General features: G+C 57.2%; 17 protein-coding genes, 1 other RNA gene and 1 pseudogene. 7 read left to right on the top strand and 12 right to left on the bottom strand.

Features of this window, described 5'->3' with window-relative positions; genetic code table 11:
• Positions 1–5 precede the first annotated feature (5 nt).
• From AB8B75_RS04635 to AB8B75_RS04580, 12 genes are all read right to left on the bottom strand, one after another.
• Positions 6–1598: an ABC transporter substrate-binding protein gene (locus AB8B75_RS04635; protein WP_405360213.1), complete on the bottom strand. Its 1593-nt coding sequence runs from the start codon at positions 1596–1598 to the stop codon at positions 6–8.
• A 114-nt stretch (positions 1599–1712) separates the two neighbouring features.
• Complete coding sequence (locus AB8B75_RS04630) at positions 1713–3704, bottom strand: CocE/NonD family hydrolase (protein ID WP_405360211.1); 1992 nt, start codon at positions 3702–3704, stop codon at positions 1713–1715.
• Positions 3705–3743: 39 nt separating this feature from the next.
• The gene (locus AB8B75_RS04625; protein ID WP_405360210.1) at positions 3744–4859 is read right to left on the bottom strand and encodes a DUF4147 domain-containing protein; all 1116 of its coding nucleotides are present in this window, start codon (positions 4857–4859) and stop codon (positions 3744–3746) included.
• A gap of 12 nt (positions 4860–4871) precedes the next feature.
• Complete coding sequence (gene dtd / locus AB8B75_RS04620; RefSeq protein ID WP_405360208.1) at positions 4872–5318, bottom strand: D-aminoacyl-tRNA deacylase; 447 nt, start codon at positions 5316–5318, stop codon at positions 4872–4874.
• Positions 5315–5986: a nitroreductase gene (locus AB8B75_RS04615; RefSeq protein ID WP_405360206.1), complete on the bottom strand. Its 672-nt coding sequence runs from the start codon at positions 5984–5986 to the stop codon at positions 5315–5317. Before AB8B75_RS04615 ends, dtd begins: the two co-directional genes overlap by 4 nt.
• Positions 5983–7089 (bottom strand): primosomal protein N' (replication factor Y) - superfamily II helicase, encoded by a 1107-nt coding sequence (locus tag AB8B75_RS04610; RefSeq protein WP_405360205.1) that lies wholly within the window; start codon positions 7087–7089, stop codon positions 5983–5985. Before AB8B75_RS04610 ends, AB8B75_RS04615 begins: the two co-directional genes overlap by 4 nt.
• Before the next feature lie 3 nt (positions 7090–7092).
• Positions 7093–7617, bottom strand: a complete 525-nt coding sequence (locus tag AB8B75_RS04605) for a cytochrome b (RefSeq protein ID WP_405360204.1) — start codon at positions 7615–7617, stop codon at positions 7093–7095.
• Positions 7618–7623: 6 nt separating this feature from the next.
• On the bottom strand, positions 7624–8730 hold the full coding sequence (locus AB8B75_RS04600; protein ID WP_405360203.1) for an SPFH domain-containing protein: 1107 nt from the start codon (positions 8728–8730) through the stop codon (positions 7624–7626).
• Between the two features lie 26 nt (positions 8731–8756).
• Positions 8757–9704 (bottom strand): DUF2927 domain-containing protein, encoded by a 948-nt coding sequence (locus AB8B75_RS04595; protein WP_405360202.1) that lies wholly within the window; start codon positions 9702–9704, stop codon positions 8757–8759.
• Positions 9705–9710: 6 nt separating this feature from the next.
• The gene (locus AB8B75_RS04590) at positions 9711–10907 is read right to left on the bottom strand and encodes a toxic anion resistance protein (RefSeq protein WP_405360200.1); all 1197 of its coding nucleotides are present in this window, start codon (positions 10905–10907) and stop codon (positions 9711–9713) included.
• A 28-nt stretch (positions 10908–10935) separates the two neighbouring features.
• A complete protein-coding gene (locus AB8B75_RS04585) occupies positions 10936–11823 on the bottom strand; it encodes a 5-bromo-4-chloroindolyl phosphate hydrolysis family protein (protein ID WP_405360198.1) in 888 nt (295 codons plus the stop codon).
• A 287-nt stretch (positions 11824–12110) separates the two neighbouring features.
• On the bottom strand, positions 12111–12971 hold the full coding sequence (locus AB8B75_RS04580; RefSeq protein ID WP_405360197.1) for a pseudouridine synthase: 861 nt from the start codon (positions 12969–12971) through the stop codon (positions 12111–12113).
• A gap of 63 nt (positions 12972–13034) precedes the next feature.
• On the opposite strand from AB8B75_RS04580, the gene AB8B75_RS04575 reads away from it, so the two are divergent.
• The 7 genes and pseudogenes from AB8B75_RS04575 to AB8B75_RS04545 all read left to right on the top strand — a co-directional run.
• The gene (locus AB8B75_RS04575) at positions 13035–13484 is read left to right on the top strand and encodes a nucleoside deaminase (protein WP_405360195.1); all 450 of its coding nucleotides are present in this window, start codon (positions 13035–13037) and stop codon (positions 13482–13484) included.
• A gap of 241 nt (positions 13485–13725) precedes the next feature.
• Entirely contained in the window at positions 13726–14013 is a 288-nt protein-coding gene (gene gatC, locus AB8B75_RS04570) for an Asp-tRNA(Asn)/Glu-tRNA(Gln) amidotransferase subunit GatC (RefSeq protein ID WP_405360193.1), read from the top strand.
• Complete coding sequence (gene gatA, locus AB8B75_RS04565) at positions 14013–15500, top strand: Asp-tRNA(Asn)/Glu-tRNA(Gln) amidotransferase subunit GatA (protein ID WP_405360191.1); 1488 nt, start codon at positions 14013–14015, stop codon at positions 15498–15500. Before gatC ends, gatA begins: the two co-directional genes overlap by 1 nt.
• A gap of 39 nt (positions 15501–15539) precedes the next feature.
• Positions 15540–16274, top strand: a complete 735-nt coding sequence (locus tag AB8B75_RS04560; RefSeq protein WP_405360190.1) for a hypothetical protein — start codon at positions 15540–15542, stop codon at positions 16272–16274.
• Positions 16275–16279: 5 nt separating this feature from the next.
• Positions 16280–16921, top strand: coding sequence for an N-acetylmuramoyl-L-alanine amidase (locus tag AB8B75_RS04555; RefSeq protein WP_405360188.1), 642 nt, complete (start codon positions 16280–16282; stop codon positions 16919–16921).
• Positions 16922–17033: 112 nt separating this feature from the next.
• Positions 17034–17429: RNase P RNA component class A (rnpB, locus tag AB8B75_RS04550), an RNA gene on the top strand.
• 263 nt (positions 17430–17692) lie between these two features.
• Positions 17693–17935: pseudogene (locus AB8B75_RS04545) on the top strand (ammonia channel protein); the annotation flags it as partial.

The raw sequence follows: 17935 nt of genomic DNA, 5'->3' as shown, positions 1-17935 counted from the left end.
ATCCCCTATGCGTTCACCCAGCATTTGATGCTCGCGAGGTTGTTCATCATCTGATCGTTTGGATCTTCAATCCAACCGCCGACGTTATTGGCAACACCATCCACAAAATCGTTGAACATCGGCAGGATCAAGCCGCCATTGTCACGCAGCGAAACACCCATTTCGGAATAGATCGCTTTGCGCTTTGCCTCGTCCAGTTCCGCGCGCGCAGCCAGCAGTTTGGCGTCGAAATCATCGCGTTTCCAGCGGGTGTCATTCCAGTCCGCCGTGGACAAATACGCGGTGGAATACATCTGATCCTGTACCGGACGTCCGCCCCAGTAGGAGGCGCAGAACGGCTGCACATTCCAGACTTCAGACCAGTAACCGTCATTTGGCTCGCGCTTGATTTCCAAAGGAATACCGGCGGCTTGTGCGGATTGCTGGAAGAGCGCTGCGGCATCAACCGCGCCCGGGAACGCCCCATCAGCGGTGCGCAGGATGATGGGGGACCCATCATGACCGGATTTCTTGTAATGCTCTGCCGCCTTGGCCAGATCATGTTCTCGTTGCGCAATGGTGTCATCAAACAGCGGGTAGGCTTTGTTGATCGGCATGTCGTTTCCGATTGTGCCATAGCCGCGCAGGATTTTGTCGACCATTTCCTGACGGTTGATCGCATATTTCAACGCCAGACGCAGTTCGTTATTGTCAAACGGGGCGGTGTCCACATGCATGATGAAAACGTAGTGCCCGCGTCCCGCCACGCTTTTGACGCCCAGATTTGGTGCGCGGTCCAGAAGACCCGCAACCTTGGGGTCGATCCGGTTGATCAGATGCACCTGACCCGACTGCAAAGCAGCGGTCCGGGCCGTGGAGTCGTTCAGCACTAGGACTTCGACTTCGTCTGCATGGCCCGTGTTGGCCGCGTCCCAGTAATTCGGGTTGCGTTTGAATCCATGACGGATGCCGGGCTCATCGACTTCCATGATATAGGCGCCGGTGCCGATCGCGCCCGTGGGGTCATCCACGCCGCCGCCGGGTTGGATCATCAGGTGATAGTCCGACATCAGATAGGGCAGATCGGCATTGCCGGTCTCAAGCTCGACGATGAAGTTGTCGCCGTCGACCTTCATGTTTGAGATACCCTGCACAATGCCCAAGGCACCGGATTGGCTGTCCTCATTGGTGTGGCGCTGCATGGTGGCCATCACATCGTCGGCGGTCAGGGTCTTGCCGTTGTTGAACTCGACGCCCTGGCGGATTTTGAAGGTCCAGGTTTTTGCATCGGCAGAGGCTTCGACGCTTTCGGCAGCGCGGAAATCCAGCGATCCGTCGGGTGCGGTGTTCACCAGAGGCTCGCCCCACATGCGCAGGGTTGTCACCGGCACTTCGGAAGCTGCGAGCGCTGGATCTTGTGTGTTTGTGCTTTCGCCGCCTGACGAGCCGATTTTCAACATGCCGCCTTTGACGGGGCCGGCGGCTTTGGCAGCGCTGGACAGCATCGAATTTGCAACGGCTGCGGTCACGCCCAATGCGGCGGCACGGCCCACAAACTCGCGGCGGGTCATCAACCCTTTGGTCACGCGGTCGGACAGATGTTTCAGTTGATCGTTCATTGGTTTCTCCCGGTTTTGCGGTGCGTCTTTTGCGCATTCTTTTTGGTGATGCCTAAGGCTTGCGCATTTTGGAACAGGTCGCAAGGGGTTTTCAGGATATTCACTAAGGCCAGTTTACAGGTGATCGCGCTCAATCTGGTCCGAATGATCCCTTTCAAAGACCAACTCATCGTTTTCATAGGCTTCCATACGGGCAGTGAGGAAAAAATGAGTCGTATCAGACCACATTTGGCAGCGCGCTTCCGTGCGTAGCCTGATCCCATCCCGTTCCATTTCATCAGTCCAGTGACATGTACCGCGTGCAGATAGCGGGTCTTCCGGATGAATGGACCATTCCTCGCGCGCAACCGAGCCCGAGATCAGGCCATGATCCGCATCCCAATGTTTGCCAAAATCATCCGTTATGATCAGCCGAGTGACCCCTGTCGCCATGTCTGTTTCGCGTTTTCGACTGCTGGTGCGCGCGCGCAAAGTTTCGGTTTGGCGGGCTGGCGCTGCAGTTGTCGGCGGAAAGCTGTGCTCTTCGCGTTTGCTGGTGCGCCTAGTGGGTATCAAAATTTCGCCTTTGCTCAATGTCAGTCTATGGCGCGTCGGTGTGGGCCAAACCAGCGGCCAATAGCTGTTGGATACCGCCACACGCAGGCGGTGCCCTTCGGGAACGCGGTAGGCAACATGGTCGAGCTTTAACTCGATAGCTGTGGTTTCGCCCGGTTTCATGGGTTCGGGTCGGGCAGGGTCCAAGCGATGCGTCAAATTCAGGAGGCCATATGTGATCCGGGTGGAAGCCCCGTCCGGCGCCACATCGCACAAGCGAACGGCGATCTGCCCATGTGGGCTGTCACACTGCAATTCCAGCTTCACGCGTGGGGCTCCGACGAGGTCCGTGTCCACATCCAGCGGCGCCGTGTCAAAACACGCAGACAGGGCATCATCCTGTCGCTGATCTCCGGGCATTTCCGGACCCAACCAGATGGCGCAATATTCGCCACTTTCCGCACCACAGTCCAGGGGCGAGGCAATACTGGCCGTTAGCCAGCCGGAGGTATCCGAAAGCCCGCGGTCGGTCAGATGCAATCGACGTGGCGGGATGTGTGAGGTTGCTCCGTATTCCTCGGCGATCCACTGTCCAGGGCGTTCGGTATACCAGCGCGCAGGGGGAATGCCGTGCATCAGATAGGCGCGGTAGTCCGGATCATCCATAACGCCATTATCGGTGCCCTTCAGCCAATGGTCCCACCATCGCAGGGCTTCCTGCAAAAAGCCGATGCGCGGTTCAGGCGCCGCGAAGTGGGGGTACTTGTGCACCCATGGTCCGATGATACCCTTGGCACCGGGCAAAGCTTCGATCAATTGCGGAACCGCATTCTTGTAGGCATCGCCCCAACCGCCAATGGCCAGAACTTTGGCCTTGATGGCCGCATAGTTTTCGATGACGGAGCCATGTTGCCAATAGACGTCGCGCCGTTGATGACGCAACCAAGTCGACGGCAGGAAGGGTTCATTTTCAAGGCGTTCCAGCCACATCTCGCGCCAGTTGTCGCGCAGAGCGGGGTCGGGTGCGCGGCTGGAATAGGACCACATGGTCGCTCCCCAGCCAAGATTCTCATTGAGCAGGCAGCCGCCTTTGTAATGGATATCATCTGCAAATCGATCCACGGTCGAACACAGCGTAATCACCGCTTTTAATGGTTCTGGTGCCATGCTTGCGACCTGAAGCCCGTTGAAGCCACCCCAACTGATCCCCATCATGCCGACGTTCCCGTTGCACCAGGGTGCAGCGGCCAGCTGACTGATCACCTCAACTGCGTCGTTCAGCTCTTGCGGAGCATATTCATCGAGCATCAAACCTTCGCTGTCGCCATTGCCGCGCATGTCCACGCGTACGCAGGCGTATCCTCTTTCAGCGAACCAAGGATGGGTCAGGGCATCGCGGTCCGCGGTGCCGTCACGTTTGCGGTAAGGCAAGTATTCGAGGATCACTGGAACTGGATTATCGCTGGCATCAACTGGACGCCAGACGCGCGCGGAAAGCCTGCAGCCATCGCTTAGCGTTATTCCAAAATCGGGAAGGTCTTCTATGTCGTGCAGCGTTTCCGTTTCGTCCATATGCCGAGATTTGCCGGGGCCATACATGATGTCAAGCGGCTACGATCCGGATTTCAGCGCAATAACGAGATCCATGACATTCGTTCCTGTCGGGCCGGTTTTCAAAAGCGCCCCACGGGCTTCAAGCCAAGTTCCGGCATCGGCCGCATCTAATGCCTTTTGACCCGAAGGTTCCCAGGTCGTGCCATCGACTATAGCACCAGCAGCATCTGTGGGGCCATCTGTGCCATCGGTGCCTGCAACCAGAACGCGCAGTCCCGGCACACCGTGAATTTCGCGGGCAATCAGCAGTGCAAGTGCCTGATTACGCCCTCCCTGGCCAGGATTTTCCGGCAAGATTACTGTGGGTTCGCCGCCAAACAGATGCAAGCCGGATGCGCCAGTTTTTGTTGCGTCCGCGATCTTTGGTGCGATTACGTGAATATCATCATAGAGTGTTTCCGTATTCGTCTGAACTGCGATTCCTTGTGTTGATGCGTGAAGAGCGACTGCTTCACGTGCAATGGCGTTGCTGGCTACGATGGTCGGTGAGAAGTCGAACTTGGCGCTCGCCGGGGCAGCGCCAATGCCCGATCCGATGACTTCCAGTGCGTCGCCTTCCACATCTGATATGGCAAATGTAGTGACCGAGGCGCCCATGAAAGAGGCCAAGAGCTTTCCCCCTTTGATTCGGCTTATTTCTTTGCGCGCGGCGTTCATGGCATGAATGTCCGCACCGGAAGAAAGCATTTCTTTCGCGCGCGCCGTCAGATCAGCGAGAGTCAGACCTGTCTCAGGGTCTTCCGCCAATGCGGAGGCGCCCCCGGAGACCAGCATCAAGAGATGACTGCCTGGTTCCATGGCGGCGACCAATGCATTGATGCGAGCGCCTGCGCGCAAGCTATTTTCATCCAGAACCGGATGCGCGGCTTCGATGACCTCCGCTGTCGCCGGCGCGCCATCGCAATGCCCGTATTTTGAGACAATCAGCATGGGGGCCTTTGGAAACCGGGCATGGGCGGCACTGGCCATGGCCGTCGCAGCCTTGCCCACCGCAATGATCTGATCGGGCTTCGGACAAAGCGCGGTACCCAAGACAGTAGTCACGGCTATGTCGCCACGCACTGCCTGAACACCAGCGTTGAAAAGATCCACGATCACGTCGTCTGAAAGCATTTGAAATCCTGTCTAGGAGGCGTCGGTGTCGATCCAGATCGTGACGGGACCATCATTTTTCAGGGCAACCGACATTGTCGCACCAAATTTACCGGTTGCAACGTCAATGTCGAGGTTCTGCAAGTCCTGGGCAAAGCACTCATAAAGCGCCCGGGCAGCCTCCGGTTTGGCTGCGCCTGAAAACCCGGGGCGGTTGCCACGTGATGTATCCGCGGCCAGTGTAAACTGGCTGACAACAAGGGCTGCTCCGCCAGTTTGCGCCAACGATAGGTTCATTTTGCCTGCGGCGTCATGAAAAATGCGTAGCTTGCTGATTTTGGCCGCCAGCGCCCGCCCGACAGTTGGGGTGTCGTCGGGCATGGCACAGACGAGAATCAACAGACCCGGTCCGATCTGGCCGACAATTGCATTCTCTACGGTGACGCTGGCTTCAGTGACGCGTTGGATCAGGGCCCTCATTGATGCCAGTCCAGAATCTCGTCCAATGACGCCCGTTCTGTTCGAAAGCTATTGGCGGCATGATCGTCGACCGCATAGCCAAAGGAGATTGCGCAGAGAACCATCCGGTCCTCGCCAATGTCAAAGTGCTTGCGTACGAAATCCGCGTATGACGCGATGGCTGCCTGCGCAATCGTGTCCACACCCAGCGCGCGCGCAGCGAGAGCAAAGGCCGTCACGAACCCGCCAGTGTCCATGGCGCCATAACCTCCAAGAGCCTTGGGACTGGATACAATGGCGACATGCGGGGCATCAAACAACACGAAATTTCGCATCATTTGCGCGCCCGAGGCTTGTCTATCCCCTTTTTGTACGCCCACCGCCTCATAGAGTTGCCATCCGCAGGTGCGACGTCGGTCGCCGTAAACGCCGGGGTAGGTGTCCGGACCCGTGAGATCGAGCTCAGGCGCGTCATTGGCGACGACCTCGGCAAGTCCTGCGCGAAACCGGTCCGTCGCATCAGGCTGCGTCAACGTTACGTGCCAAGGCTGTGCATTGCACCAGGATGGCACGTGGCGGGCGGCTTCTACAATCTGCTCTATCGTCTCTTTCGGCACTGGGTCGGGACGAAAAGCGCGGCACGAATAGCGTGTCTTGAGCAGATGTTTCAAGACGTTGATGTCCGTCATTGTCTCACCGCCATGCCATAGCCGACAGCCGCAGCGATCAGGCCACCCAAGATCACTGCAAATGCGATCTTCACCGAAGACCAGGGCCGTTCCCCCTGCACTTTGCCAGTGCTGCCATTCACCACAAAACGATATGTTTCTCCGCGGTACTTGTAGGCGGCCAACCAAACCGGGAGTAGAATGTGTTTGAAGGTCACATCGCGCAATTTCGTATCGACGCGATGAATGCGCTGACGGTCCCCGCCAATGTCAAATCGGATATCGCGGGCAATGATTTGGTCCATCTTTTGACGGCTTTCAATAAAACCGTCTTTGAGGGCTACCGAATATCCTTCCGCGCGAAACCCGGCGAGATATTCAGGCGTGTAAGGTTCTAAACCGCTTAGATCCCAAGGTTCGAGCGCGTCGGTGAACCTCTTGGGCAAAGAACGCGAGGCCAGTACGAGGACGTCGTCAAAGAATCTCGCAACGCGCCCACGCGCTGATCGCCAGCGGATTTTCGGCACCCGAATTTGTTGCCGTTTACCATCTCGCATGACTGTCTGGGTCACGTAGTAGATCGTGCCACGCTCGCCGGTGTAAGACGATGTCGTGTCGGCATCGAACGTCCAATAGGGTACATAAATCCCCTGCATTTTCCGCCCCTTGCGAGCGTACTCTTGCAATCCACCCGGCGCGAACCACAATCGCCCCAACCATTGAGTCATCGCCGCGCGGGCCGTGGCCTCATCCAAGGCAAAGGGTAAGACACCGCGTGGTTTGATGTGACGATGGTTGCCGGTGTCGGTCACGACGGGTGTCGCGCAAAACGGACATTCCATGGCGTGTATGTCAGGGTCAAACTCGACCTCGGCGGCGCAATTGGGACATTTGGAGACCCGTGTTTCCTCCATTTCAACTGCGGGCAAGGATGCGTTCAATGCGCTCTCGAAATCCAGCTCCTTGATCTGGACATTTCCCCAAGGCCCGCGGTCCAGCTTCTGCGTGTTACCGCAGTGATCGCAGAGCAACTGTCTGTCCATCGGGTCAAACCGCAAATCTCCACCGCAACTATCGCAGGGAAAGTTGTGGTTACTGGCTTCGGTGTTCGGCGACAGTTCCATGGCTCAGAGATACCTGTGCAGTGTCTTGGGCATCATGACCCGCAAGGCATTGTCGCGCAAAGCGGTGTGACGCCAAAGATGAAAGATCGCATGAAGCATGACGCCGCCAATCAACAAGTTGAACAGCAATTCGTGGCTCTCCTGCATGAGGTCGTGAAAGGATTTGGCTGGAATGTTGGGTAGCATTGGGATGATGCCGAAGCCTTGAATGACATAGGGTGCGAATAGGCCGATCAAACCGCCAGATAGCAACATAACCACAAGGCTCCAATAGAGCGCGCGGTGCGACCAAATGTGGGCCTCGCGCGCCCAGCCTTGCAGCTTCGGACCCGGGCGCCCAGCCAGCCCTTTGACCAGATACATGCCAAACCAACTCAAGACAATTACCGCAAAAACCATTCCAACACCGGCATGAGTGGCCAGCGCAGCAGCGCCAAGTCGGTCGACGTCTTCAGGTTCGATCGCAAGGAAATAAAGCAAGAACCCCAGACTGAGCCAATGCAGCCATTTTATCGCTGTGCGCCGCATCCCGGTTCAGGATCCGGGTGGTGGCGGCGGCAATACAGTGAAAAGCTGTGCCAATTCCGCGACATCTTCTGCCTGCATCCATCCGTCTTGACCCGGGGTCCAGACCATACTGGTCCGGGTCAGCGCTCCTTCGGCTGCCATACGACCGAGCGCCGCTTTGGAAAACGGTCCCTTGGTCTTGCCACCTTCTGCGATATGCCAGACATGCTCGATCGGAGGGGGTGGTGGCATGGCAGCGGGTGCAGAGGCCGCCCGCGCGCCCCACGGTCCTTGACTTGCAGCTGCTTGCCCGATTTGCATGCCCAAGCCTGCGCCCATTCCAGCTTGAACGGCGGCGGCTCCGGCACCTTCGCGCCCGAGAGCTTCGGCCGCCTGAAACTGCATGTACTCGTTGAGATTGCCAATCACACCCATCGTGGAGCGCTTGTCCATTACTTCTTCGACAGCGGGCGGCAATGAGATGTTCTCGATGTAAAGCTCGGGCATGCTGAGCCCGTATTCCGCAAGTTGTGTCGCAATTTCGCGCCCAACGAGCTGACCCAACTCACGGGTGTTCGCGGCCATGTCCATGACCGGAATTCCCGCCCGAGCAAGGGTGCGCGAAAACTCCTGAACAATAATGTTACGGATCTGGAAGCTGATCTCATCCATCGTGAATTCGCCATCAGTCCCGACGATTTCGACCAGGAATTTTGCCGGATCACTCACCTTGATGGAATAAGTTCCAAAAGCGCGCAGCCGTACCGGACCAAATTCGGGATCGCGGCAGATGATCGGGTTTTTCGTGCCCCACTTCAGGTCATTGAAGCGAGTCGTATTGACGAAATAGATTTCGGATTTGAATGGGCTTTTGAAACCATGATCCCAGTGCTGAAGCGTGGTCATGATCGGCATATTGTTAGTTTCAAGCATGTAAAGACCAGGGGAGAAGACATCTGCGAGTTGGCCTTCATGCACGAACACTGCGGCCTGACCTTCGCGCACCGTCAATTTGGCGCCGTATTTGATCTCATGGCCTTCCCGACCAAACCGCCACACCATCGTGTCGCGGGTATCGTCCACCCAGTGGATAACATCGATGAATTCGCCAGAAAGAAAGTCAAAAATACCCATAATAGTCAATCCTTTACGTCGTCATTCTAGAGAGGTCCGCTGGTCATTTCACGAGCAATGATGCGGGTGATCGGAGCCGCTTCGGCGGCACTCATGCCCGTTTCCAACCTTGGGTCATAGAGCATTTTGAGCAACAGTTCGTCATGATTTGTCAGCAAGGCAAACTCGTCGTCATCGTTAAAAATTGATGGGCGCGCATTTTGGCTGTCATTTGCCAGACCAAGGCCCTGCGCCATTTCCTCGTGAATGCAGCTTAGCCGTAAAAGGTCTGGATTTTCAGCGCGAATGATGGCTACGGCTGCCGTATAAGTATTAGCATTTGTGCCCACAGCATAGGCGGCAACGGCGCAATAGGTGTCACGGGGCAGGTTGCGCAACGCGTTCAAACTGGCTGGTGTAATCCCCGGCACCAATGCGGCGGCAGCATCAAGCGCATCACTTCTGTCGTCTTCGTTTGCGACGATCACCACAAAATTTGGCGTTCCAAAATTGGTAATCTGATGGCCGGTGATCTGCCCCAGTCTGCGCGCATAGCCGCGAATGTCTGAATTGTCCTTTGATCGTTGCGAAGGGGGCACGCCTTGACCAAAAACCGTGCCAACGCGAATGGACGTTTCCCAACGCCGCAAGGGGCTCTGGCCACCGCGCCCCTGTAATGCGCTGGCATATTCATTGTAGAAAACGATGCGCTCGAAATTACGAGCGAGCATGTCAGCTGTGAAAGGCGTGTCTGGTCCGCCGCCGTCCTGGCGCAATAGACCCTGGCTCAACTGTGCCGATTGCACTTGCACCAGATAGCTGCGCAGTTCCGCGCTGGCTTGTGACGTTGGTCGTACTTCGGTACCGCCAGTTTCAGACGGGCGGACTTCCGTGTTCTGAACCGCAACAACAGGTTGCGCCAGCTCGCATGCGGCCAGCACAAACCCAATGAAAGTCAAAGCGCCGCAGCGCGAAAGGAGCTGCCGCGGTGTCACGTCACATCAACTTGGAACGGATGCGGCTGCGGTATCGCCGACACCATCACCACGCGACTTCGCACTGGCCAGGGTATCGCGCAGTTTGGTTTCCATCTCCTGCAGCTCAGTTTCAGCCGCGGCCCGGCGCGCTTTGCCCTCATCCGCGATTTGCAAGCTTTCCTCGATGGTGCCGATGAGATCCGCGTTTGCCTGTTTGACGGCTTCGATATCAAACACACCACGTTCCATTTCCTCTCGGATGATCTTGTTGCTATCGCGCAGGTTTTTGGCGTTGGCGGTCAGCAATTCATTGGTCAGATCATTGGCCTGCCTGACGGCTTGGGCCGCCTCGGCGCTGCGCTGAATGGTGACGGCTTGCGCCAATTGCGTCTCCCACAGTGGCACAGTGTTGACTAAGGTTGAGTTGATTTTGGTCACAAGTGACTTGTCGTTTTCCTGAACCAAGCGGATCGATGGCAGCGATTGCATGGTCACCTGACGGGTCAGTTTCAGGTCATGCACCCGACGTTCCAGATCGTCACGGGCCGCTCGCAAGTCGCGCAGTTCTTGCGCAACCATCACTTGGTCATTTTCGGCGGCTTTTTCCACTTCAGCGGCTTTGGCAGGGATCACGGTCTCATCCAGATCACGCAGCTTCTCTTCGCCTGCGGAAATGTAGAGCGCCAATTCATCGTAGAACTGGAGCGTCTTTTCATACAGCAAATCGAGCGATTTGATGTCTTTTAAAAGTGTATGTTCATGGGCCAGAAGGTCATCAGTGATCCGGTCAATCTGGCCCTGAACTTCTTCATACTTCGCGGTGAATTTGGCGAAAGGTGCGGCTTTGCCCATTAGTTTTTCCCACCAGCTCCGGTCGCGCCGAACGTCCAGTTCCGAGATCGAAAAACCCCGAATTGTTGTGACGATATTGCGCAGGCTGTCGCCTGCAGGGCCAACATCCTTGTTGCGGACACCGCCCAGCATCGCCTGGCTGATTTCCTGCAACTCGACTTGGGCGCGCGATCCGAAAGAGACAATCGACTGTGTATTCGACATGTCGATTTCTGCCATGCGTTTGGATATCTCCGCGCTCACCGGTTCATCGGCCTGCGCCAGCGGCACAATCGCATTGGCATCCATCGGTTCGGGCAGAACCACTGCGGTCACTTCTTCCACCATTTTCAGGCTCTCTGTCGCTTTTGCACGGGTGGTTTCGGTCATGCTGTTTTGTCCTTCAAATATCGGCGCGTCAGTCCAGACGCACGCCTTCGCGTTGCAATCGGTCCCGCAGGACCTCGATTTCGACAGTCAGATCGCTGTGATCATCTAACAAGAGTGTCTTGGTTCTGTCGGTGAAATTTCGCTCTAAGTCGTCCAGAAGTGCCAAATAGTCATCGCGCGCCTTTGCGTCTTGTGTCCGTGCGTATATATCGGCGAACTTGGCACTCGCATCACGTGCACCCAACAGATAGACACCCAGATACTTGCGTGCGGCAGTAAGGTCACGTGGATCTTCTTCGACCGTTCGGATCAGATCGCGAACCACGGTTTGAAATTGCTCCATCCTAGCGGAGACACGCCGATCCCCGGCCCGAGTGAGCGCATCCGACATGGCAGCCATATGGGCTTCGGCCTCATCTACGACCCGCGCGACGCGGTCCTGTTGGAAGGTATCGATACCCTCCATGCCCTTGTCTTTGAGCGGATCGATGCCAAAGGCTGCAAGGTGCAGACCGGTGGCCGCCGCTCCGAACAGGACGGCCGCGACGATCCCACCATCATGGCTCAAGGCAGCGAGTCCGGTGCCAATGCCGGCCAATATCGCGCCAAGGGTCTTTCGAGGGAGCGCAGGGCGACGGGCAACTTTTCGGCTATGGTACGCGGCTTCTGCCGTCAGACCGCCCCGTAAAAGCCAGGCGCCCAATGTCATAGCACCAGCCCCCAGTAGCCCCGCAGCGAGGCCCAGAGCACCTTGTGCCAGCGACATGAAAACCAGGATGATTGCAGGTAAAAACATGAGGTTTGCCCGAGCGCCGACGGGATCGACTTTCGCTCCGGTGAATGTCCCGCGTTCCGCAGAGTCTCCCTTTTGGGTGCCGCCTTGGGGGCTGTATTTCCCGCCGAATCTTTGCGCCATGGCGTTAGAGTCCGCCCAAGAGTCCGGCGGCAACGCCGATCATAAGCAACAAAAGCGCTACGTAAGCGATCTTTTGGAAAGATGTGGATTTCATTGTGTCTCCCCAGACAGGACTTTCATTGAATATACTCTGACGCGGGACGGCTGACCAGTTCTAGTGTGCCCCGTGCAAAATCAACAGGTTCCGTAAGGATCATAACTGTGTTTCGCACTTGCTTCTTTGATAATTGGCAACAGACCGGCATGATCGCGAGGGGGAAAATTTCCTGCAGTTTGTCAAAAAGGGTTCAACGTGGTTTGCGCACAGTACGGGGCGTTGATGATATGCGTTTGCGTTGCGGGTCGCGTGCTTTGCGTTGGCGGGTCACTTTTGCAGGTTTCTGCTCCGCCGCTTTGTCAACCTCTTCAGGCTCAAGGCCCAATTGATCGCGCACGGTTTTACGCCTGATTTCTTCCACTTCGCCAGGTTTGAGTTCGCCCAGCTGAAACGGGCCATAATTGATCCGAATGAGCCGGTTCACGGATAGATCGACTGCTGCCAGTGCCCGTCGGATTTCGCGGTTGCGACCTTCGCGTATCCCAATGGTCAGCCAGGCGTTGGCTCCTTGCTGGCGGTCCAGCGTCACTGTCATGGGCTGAAAAGCCTCGGCGTCGACGGTCACACCTTTGCGCAGCGGTTCCAGAAGGTCATCTGTGGGCCGGCCATTAACGCGCACCCGGTAGCGCCGCAACCACCCCGTCGAGGGCAATTCCAGTTTGCGCTTCACACCACCATCGTTGGTCAGAAGCAGCAAACCCTCTGAGTTGATGTCCAGGCGACCAACGCTCATGACCCTTGGCAAATCCTCAGGCAGGATTGAATATATAGTGTCTCGGCCCTTTTCGTCATTGTCTGTGCTGACCAACCCCAGGGGTTTGTGAAAAAGCCACAACCGCGGGGGTTCTGGTGCCGCAATCGGGGTGCCGTCCACGGTTATGGAATCCGCGGGCGTAACATTCAGCGCGGGCGACATGATTTGAGCACCATTGACACGCACGCGACCGGCTTCGATCATGCGCTCCGCTTCGCGACGGCTGGCAACACCGGCGCGGCTGAGCACTTTGGCGATACGGTCGCCTTGCGGCGGTTTTATGGATGGATCAGACATGGCTCCGCCTTATCCTGTTTGAAACGCTTGCGAAAGGGCGCGGTTTGCGGGCATTTGGCGAGGATGGAATTCAATTCATACATGCAAATGGCGTTAACGGAAGCGCGTGCAGCGGCCAAGCGTGGCGAAGTGCCGGTTGGCGCGGTCATCGTAGATCCGCAAGGTCAGGTGATCGCATCGGATGGCAATCGTACCCGTGCGCTGAATGACCCTACGGCGCACGCAGAAATGCTGGCCATACGTGCAGCCTGTACCGCGACGGGTTCCCAGCGTCTCACGGACCATGCGATCTACGTGACGCTCGAGCCCTGTGCGATGTGTGCGGCTGGAATTTCAGCTGCGCGGATTGCGCTGCTTTACTATGGTGCCAGCGATCCGAAATCCGGTGGCGTTGCTCAAGGCGCGCGCGTGTATGCGCATCCGCAGTGTCACCACGTGCCCGACGTGTTTGACGGCATTGCTGCGGCAGAATCAGAAGCCTATCTGCGCGCGTTTTTTGCAACACGCAGGTAGCGGTGGTCTTTTTGGGAATGGCCTTTTAATTCCATATTTCGGGCCAGCAATGCGGTATGACGGTGAGGCTTTGGCCTGTCGGTTGGGTCATTGTTCATTGCACGGCAATTCTAATGCCTATGATGCGAATTGCGAGAGCAAGGCGTTGAATCGGGACACTGCACGAGGTTTAACCTTGCCAAGTCTTGGCAAGGCCTGCGCATGGCGCTAAACGCCAATGCCAAGCAGATGAGGAAACGTGATGTCTATTGACGAGACCACAGCCGCCGGTGTGGCCAAGCTGGCCCGTATTAAGGTTGAACCCGACGCGCTGCCTGCGCTGGCCGGTGAATTCAACACGATATTGGGTTTTATCGAACAACTGAACGAAGTGGACATCGCGGGCGTTGACCCGATGACTTCCGTTACACCTCAGGTGCTGAAACGCCGCATGGATGTGGTCCGCGAGGGGGATCAGCAAGCCAAGGTATTGTCAAACGCGCCGGATGCGCGCGAGGGCTTTTTTGCTGTGCCCAAGGTGGTTGAATAATGACCAAATTGAATGAGTTGTCGTTGAGTGCTGCGCGGGACGCTTTGCGCGCAGGGGAGACCACATCCAAAGAGCTGACCGAGGCCTGTATCAACGCCATCGACGGCGCGGGTGAGTTGAATGCCTTTGTGCATAAGACACCGGATCTCGCATTGGAACGCGCCGCTGCAGCCGATGCGCGCCTTGCTCTGGGAGATGCGCCATCGATGTGTGGTTTGCCCATTGGAATCAAGGATTTGTTTTGCACGAAAGGCGTGGCCAGCCAGGCCGGTTCGCGCATCCTCGAAGGGTTTCTGCCGGAATACGAATCCACCGTGAGCCAAAACCTGGCCGATGCCGGTGCGGTTATGTTGGGCAAACTCAACATGGATGAATTTGCCATGGGTAGCAGCAATGAAACCTCGGTTTATGGAAATGCCGTGAATCCCTGGCGTCGCGGCAATGAGACCACGCCGCTGACGCCGGGCGGGTCTTCCGGAGGGTCTGCCGCAGCCGTTGCAGCAGATCTTTGCCTTGCGGCGACCGGCACAGATACCGGCGGCTCGATCCGTCAGCCTGCTGCTTTTACCGGTACGGTCGGCATCAAACCGACCTATGGTCGCTGCTCAAGGTGGGGCATTGTGGCCTTTGCATCCTCGCTGGATCAGGCGGGTCCGATGACCAAGTCAGTGCGCGACGCGGCAATCATGCTGGAGGCCATGGCCGGGCATGACCCCAAAGACAGCACATCTGCCGACATGGCCGTGCCAGACTTTGAGGCGGCATTGACCGGAGACATTCGCGGCAAGAAAATCGGGATTCCCAAGGAATACCGCATGAACGGTATGCCGGACGAAATCGAAACGCTGTGGCAAGAAGGCATCGCAATGATGAAGGATGCGGGCGCCGAGATTGTTGATATTTCTCTGCCACATACAAAGTACGCGTTGCCAGCTTACTATGTGATTGCCCCTGCGGAGGCCTCTTCGAACCTTGCGCGGTATGATGGTGTGCGTTATGGCCACCGCGCCAAGCTGGATCAAGGCGACGGCATCACCGAAATGTATGAAAAAACCCGCGCCGAAGGGTTTGGATCCGAGGTGCAGCGTCGCGTCATGATTGGCACGTATGTATTGTCCGCGGGGTTTTACGATGCCTATTACAACCGCGCACGTCGTGTACGTACCCTGATCAAACGCGACTTCGAGCAGGTATTCGAGCGTGGCATCGACGCGATTCTCACACCCGCCACACCCTCTGCGGCTTTTGGTTTGGGAGAGATGACGGATGCGGATCCGGTGGCCATGTACCTCAACGACGTGTTTACTGTGACCGTAAACCTAGCCGGCTTGCCAGGTATCGCTGTGCCCACGGGACTTGACAAGCAGGGCCTGCCGCTGGGCTTGCAACTCATTGGCCGTCCTTGGGCGGAAGCAGACCTGCTTTGTACAGCCCATGTGCTGGAAACCGCCGCTGGTTTTGTGGCCAAGCCGGGCAAATGGTGGTAATCTGACCCTTAACAAGCGCAACGACAGGCATTTAATCCTATGACAGCACGTGTCTTTCTTGCAGGACTGGTTTTGGCAACGCTGAGCGCCTGCGCGCCGCAGGTCCCTGACAGTGGTCGCACCGTCGGGTTTGACAATTCCGTGGATGCCCAACGCCAACGCGAGGCTGCTTTGGCGCAAAATCCGTACCGTGTACCCGATACTGTTCTGCCCCCCACCGGCACACCATCACCCAGCTCAGCGGAAGCGACGGCCGCTGAAACCACCCGCGTCTTGAACGAAACGCGTTCGGCCGGTGCGGTGGAGACCACGACACTGAACGGTGGCGTTGCCCCGGTCCAGACGAACCCGACCAGTGTCACTTCGCTTGACGCAAACAACTCCGCCATATCGGACGAAAACAATTTTGACGCAGTTGCCGGTCGCCAAAGCATAGAAAGCGATGCGGCGCGAATTGCCAACAACAAGGCGCAGTACGAGGTTGTGCAACCCGAAGCATTGCCTACGCGTTCCGGTGACAGCCAACCCAATATCGTGGCCTTCGCGCTGGAAACAAAGCACCCCAAAGGGCAGAGCGTTTATGCGCGTGCAGGGTTTGGGGGTGAAAGCCGCGCGGCAAGGAATTGCGCCAGTTATGCATCGCCGGATTTGGCCCAGATCGACTTTTTGCAGCGCGGCGGGCCGGTGCGAGATCGCAAAGGACTTGATCCGGATGGGGATGGCTACGCCTGTTCCTGGGATCCGGCACCTTTCCGCAAGGCGACCCAGGGCTGACGCCCATGCACATCTATTCGTCCCCGAATTGCGGGCCTAGGCGCGGCGGGCTGACGCCGAGCATGGTCGTCATACATTATACGGCGATGGGCAGCGCCGAAGCTGCGATTGCCCGGCTTTGTGAGCCCGAAGCCGAAGTTTCAGCGCATTATGTGATTTCCTGCGACGGGGAATTGACGCAACTGGTCCCGGAAGAAAAACGGGCCTGGCACGCAGGCGCGGGTGAATGGCGTGGGTTGACCGATATCAACTCGCGTTCCATCGGCATTGAGTTGGACAACACAGGTGCGCATCCTTTCCCGGAGCCGCAGATGAGCGTGTTGGAAACCTTGCTGAGCGAAATCATGTCAAGATGGCCTATTGCGGCGCGTGATGTCATTGGCCACTCGGATATGGCGCCGGGGCGCAAGTTCGACCCGGGTCCCAGATTTGACTGGGCCCGACTTGCTCGGCGCGGACTTGCGGCACCTTCGGGGCAGGGAGAACGGCCAGATCACCCGACACCGGCTCAGTTTCGCGCCATGGCTCGGAGCAACGGCTATACTGCTGAGGTGGGCGACGAGGCGCTGCTCGCCGCTGTTCGGTTGCGCCATAGGTCCTATGCCAGCGGTGGTTTGAACGCAGATGATTTCGTCCCGATTGGTTAAGTGACTTATGAAAGCTGATTGCGGGTGTTCCGAACGTTCAATGAACGGATTACACAGGCTTGATCACGCGCGCCATTGACCTGAAAGCAATTTCCGCGCATCAGGGCGCTGCGCGGAAGGCCGGATGGCCGCGGGATTGGGCAACCGATGTCGAGGAAAGTCCGGACTCCAAAAAGCAACGGTGCCGGGTAACGCCCGGGCAGGGCAACCTGACGGAAAGCGCCACAGAAATGAAACCGCCCCTGATTGCCGCGTAGCGGTGCCCGGGGGTAAGGGTGAAACGGTGGGGTAAGAGCCCACCGCGCAGCTGGCAACAGCGGCGGCACGGCAAGCCCCACTGGGAGCAATGCCAAATAGGGATCGCGTGTCGCAAGACAGGGCCGCTTTTGCCCCAGCAGATCCGGGTTGGCAGCTAGAGCTGTCCGGGCAACCGGGTGGCAAGAGGAATGGTCATCGAACCGGGGCTTGCCCCGGGGAACAGAATCCGGCTTACAGGCTCTCCGCGCGCAAGTATCAGAACCTGTACCTGACGATTGAGCGCTAAGATGCAAGCTTTAGGTTGAAGGCACAGGTTCAGCGACAGAACTGCTTTAGGTTACGAAGTTCCTTTTCCGCCCGAAAATTAAGCAATTCATGTGGTGGACCGCCTTCTTTTGCGGCGTTTATGAAATCGCCCGATAAATAGGCGGACTATTGCGTGCTTGCGGTTTGATTCAGCATCTCGATAGCGCACGCCTTGCCCATTCAAAAAAGTGGAAGGGGATATTCATCATGGTCGGAGCAGATACCGCCTGGATCATCGTGGCGACAGCGCTTGTCTTGTTTATGACACTACCGGGGCTTGCACTATTTTACGGTGGGCTTGTGCGTGCGCGCAATGTGCTCAGCGTTTTCATGCAGTGCTTTTCGGTGGCCTGCTTGATGAGTGTGCTTTGGCTTGCGGTTGGATATTCCATCGCATTTGGCGATGGTAACGCATTTTGGGGCGGCTTGGGAAAAGCCTTCTTGAACGGT

This window comes from Roseobacter sp., assembly GCF_045106495.1.
GTDB lineage: Bacteria > Pseudomonadota > Alphaproteobacteria > Rhodobacterales > Rhodobacteraceae > Roseobacter.
The sequence above is the reverse complement of the archived record's forward strand: the minus strand, read 5'-3'. Positions and strand labels throughout refer to the sequence as shown.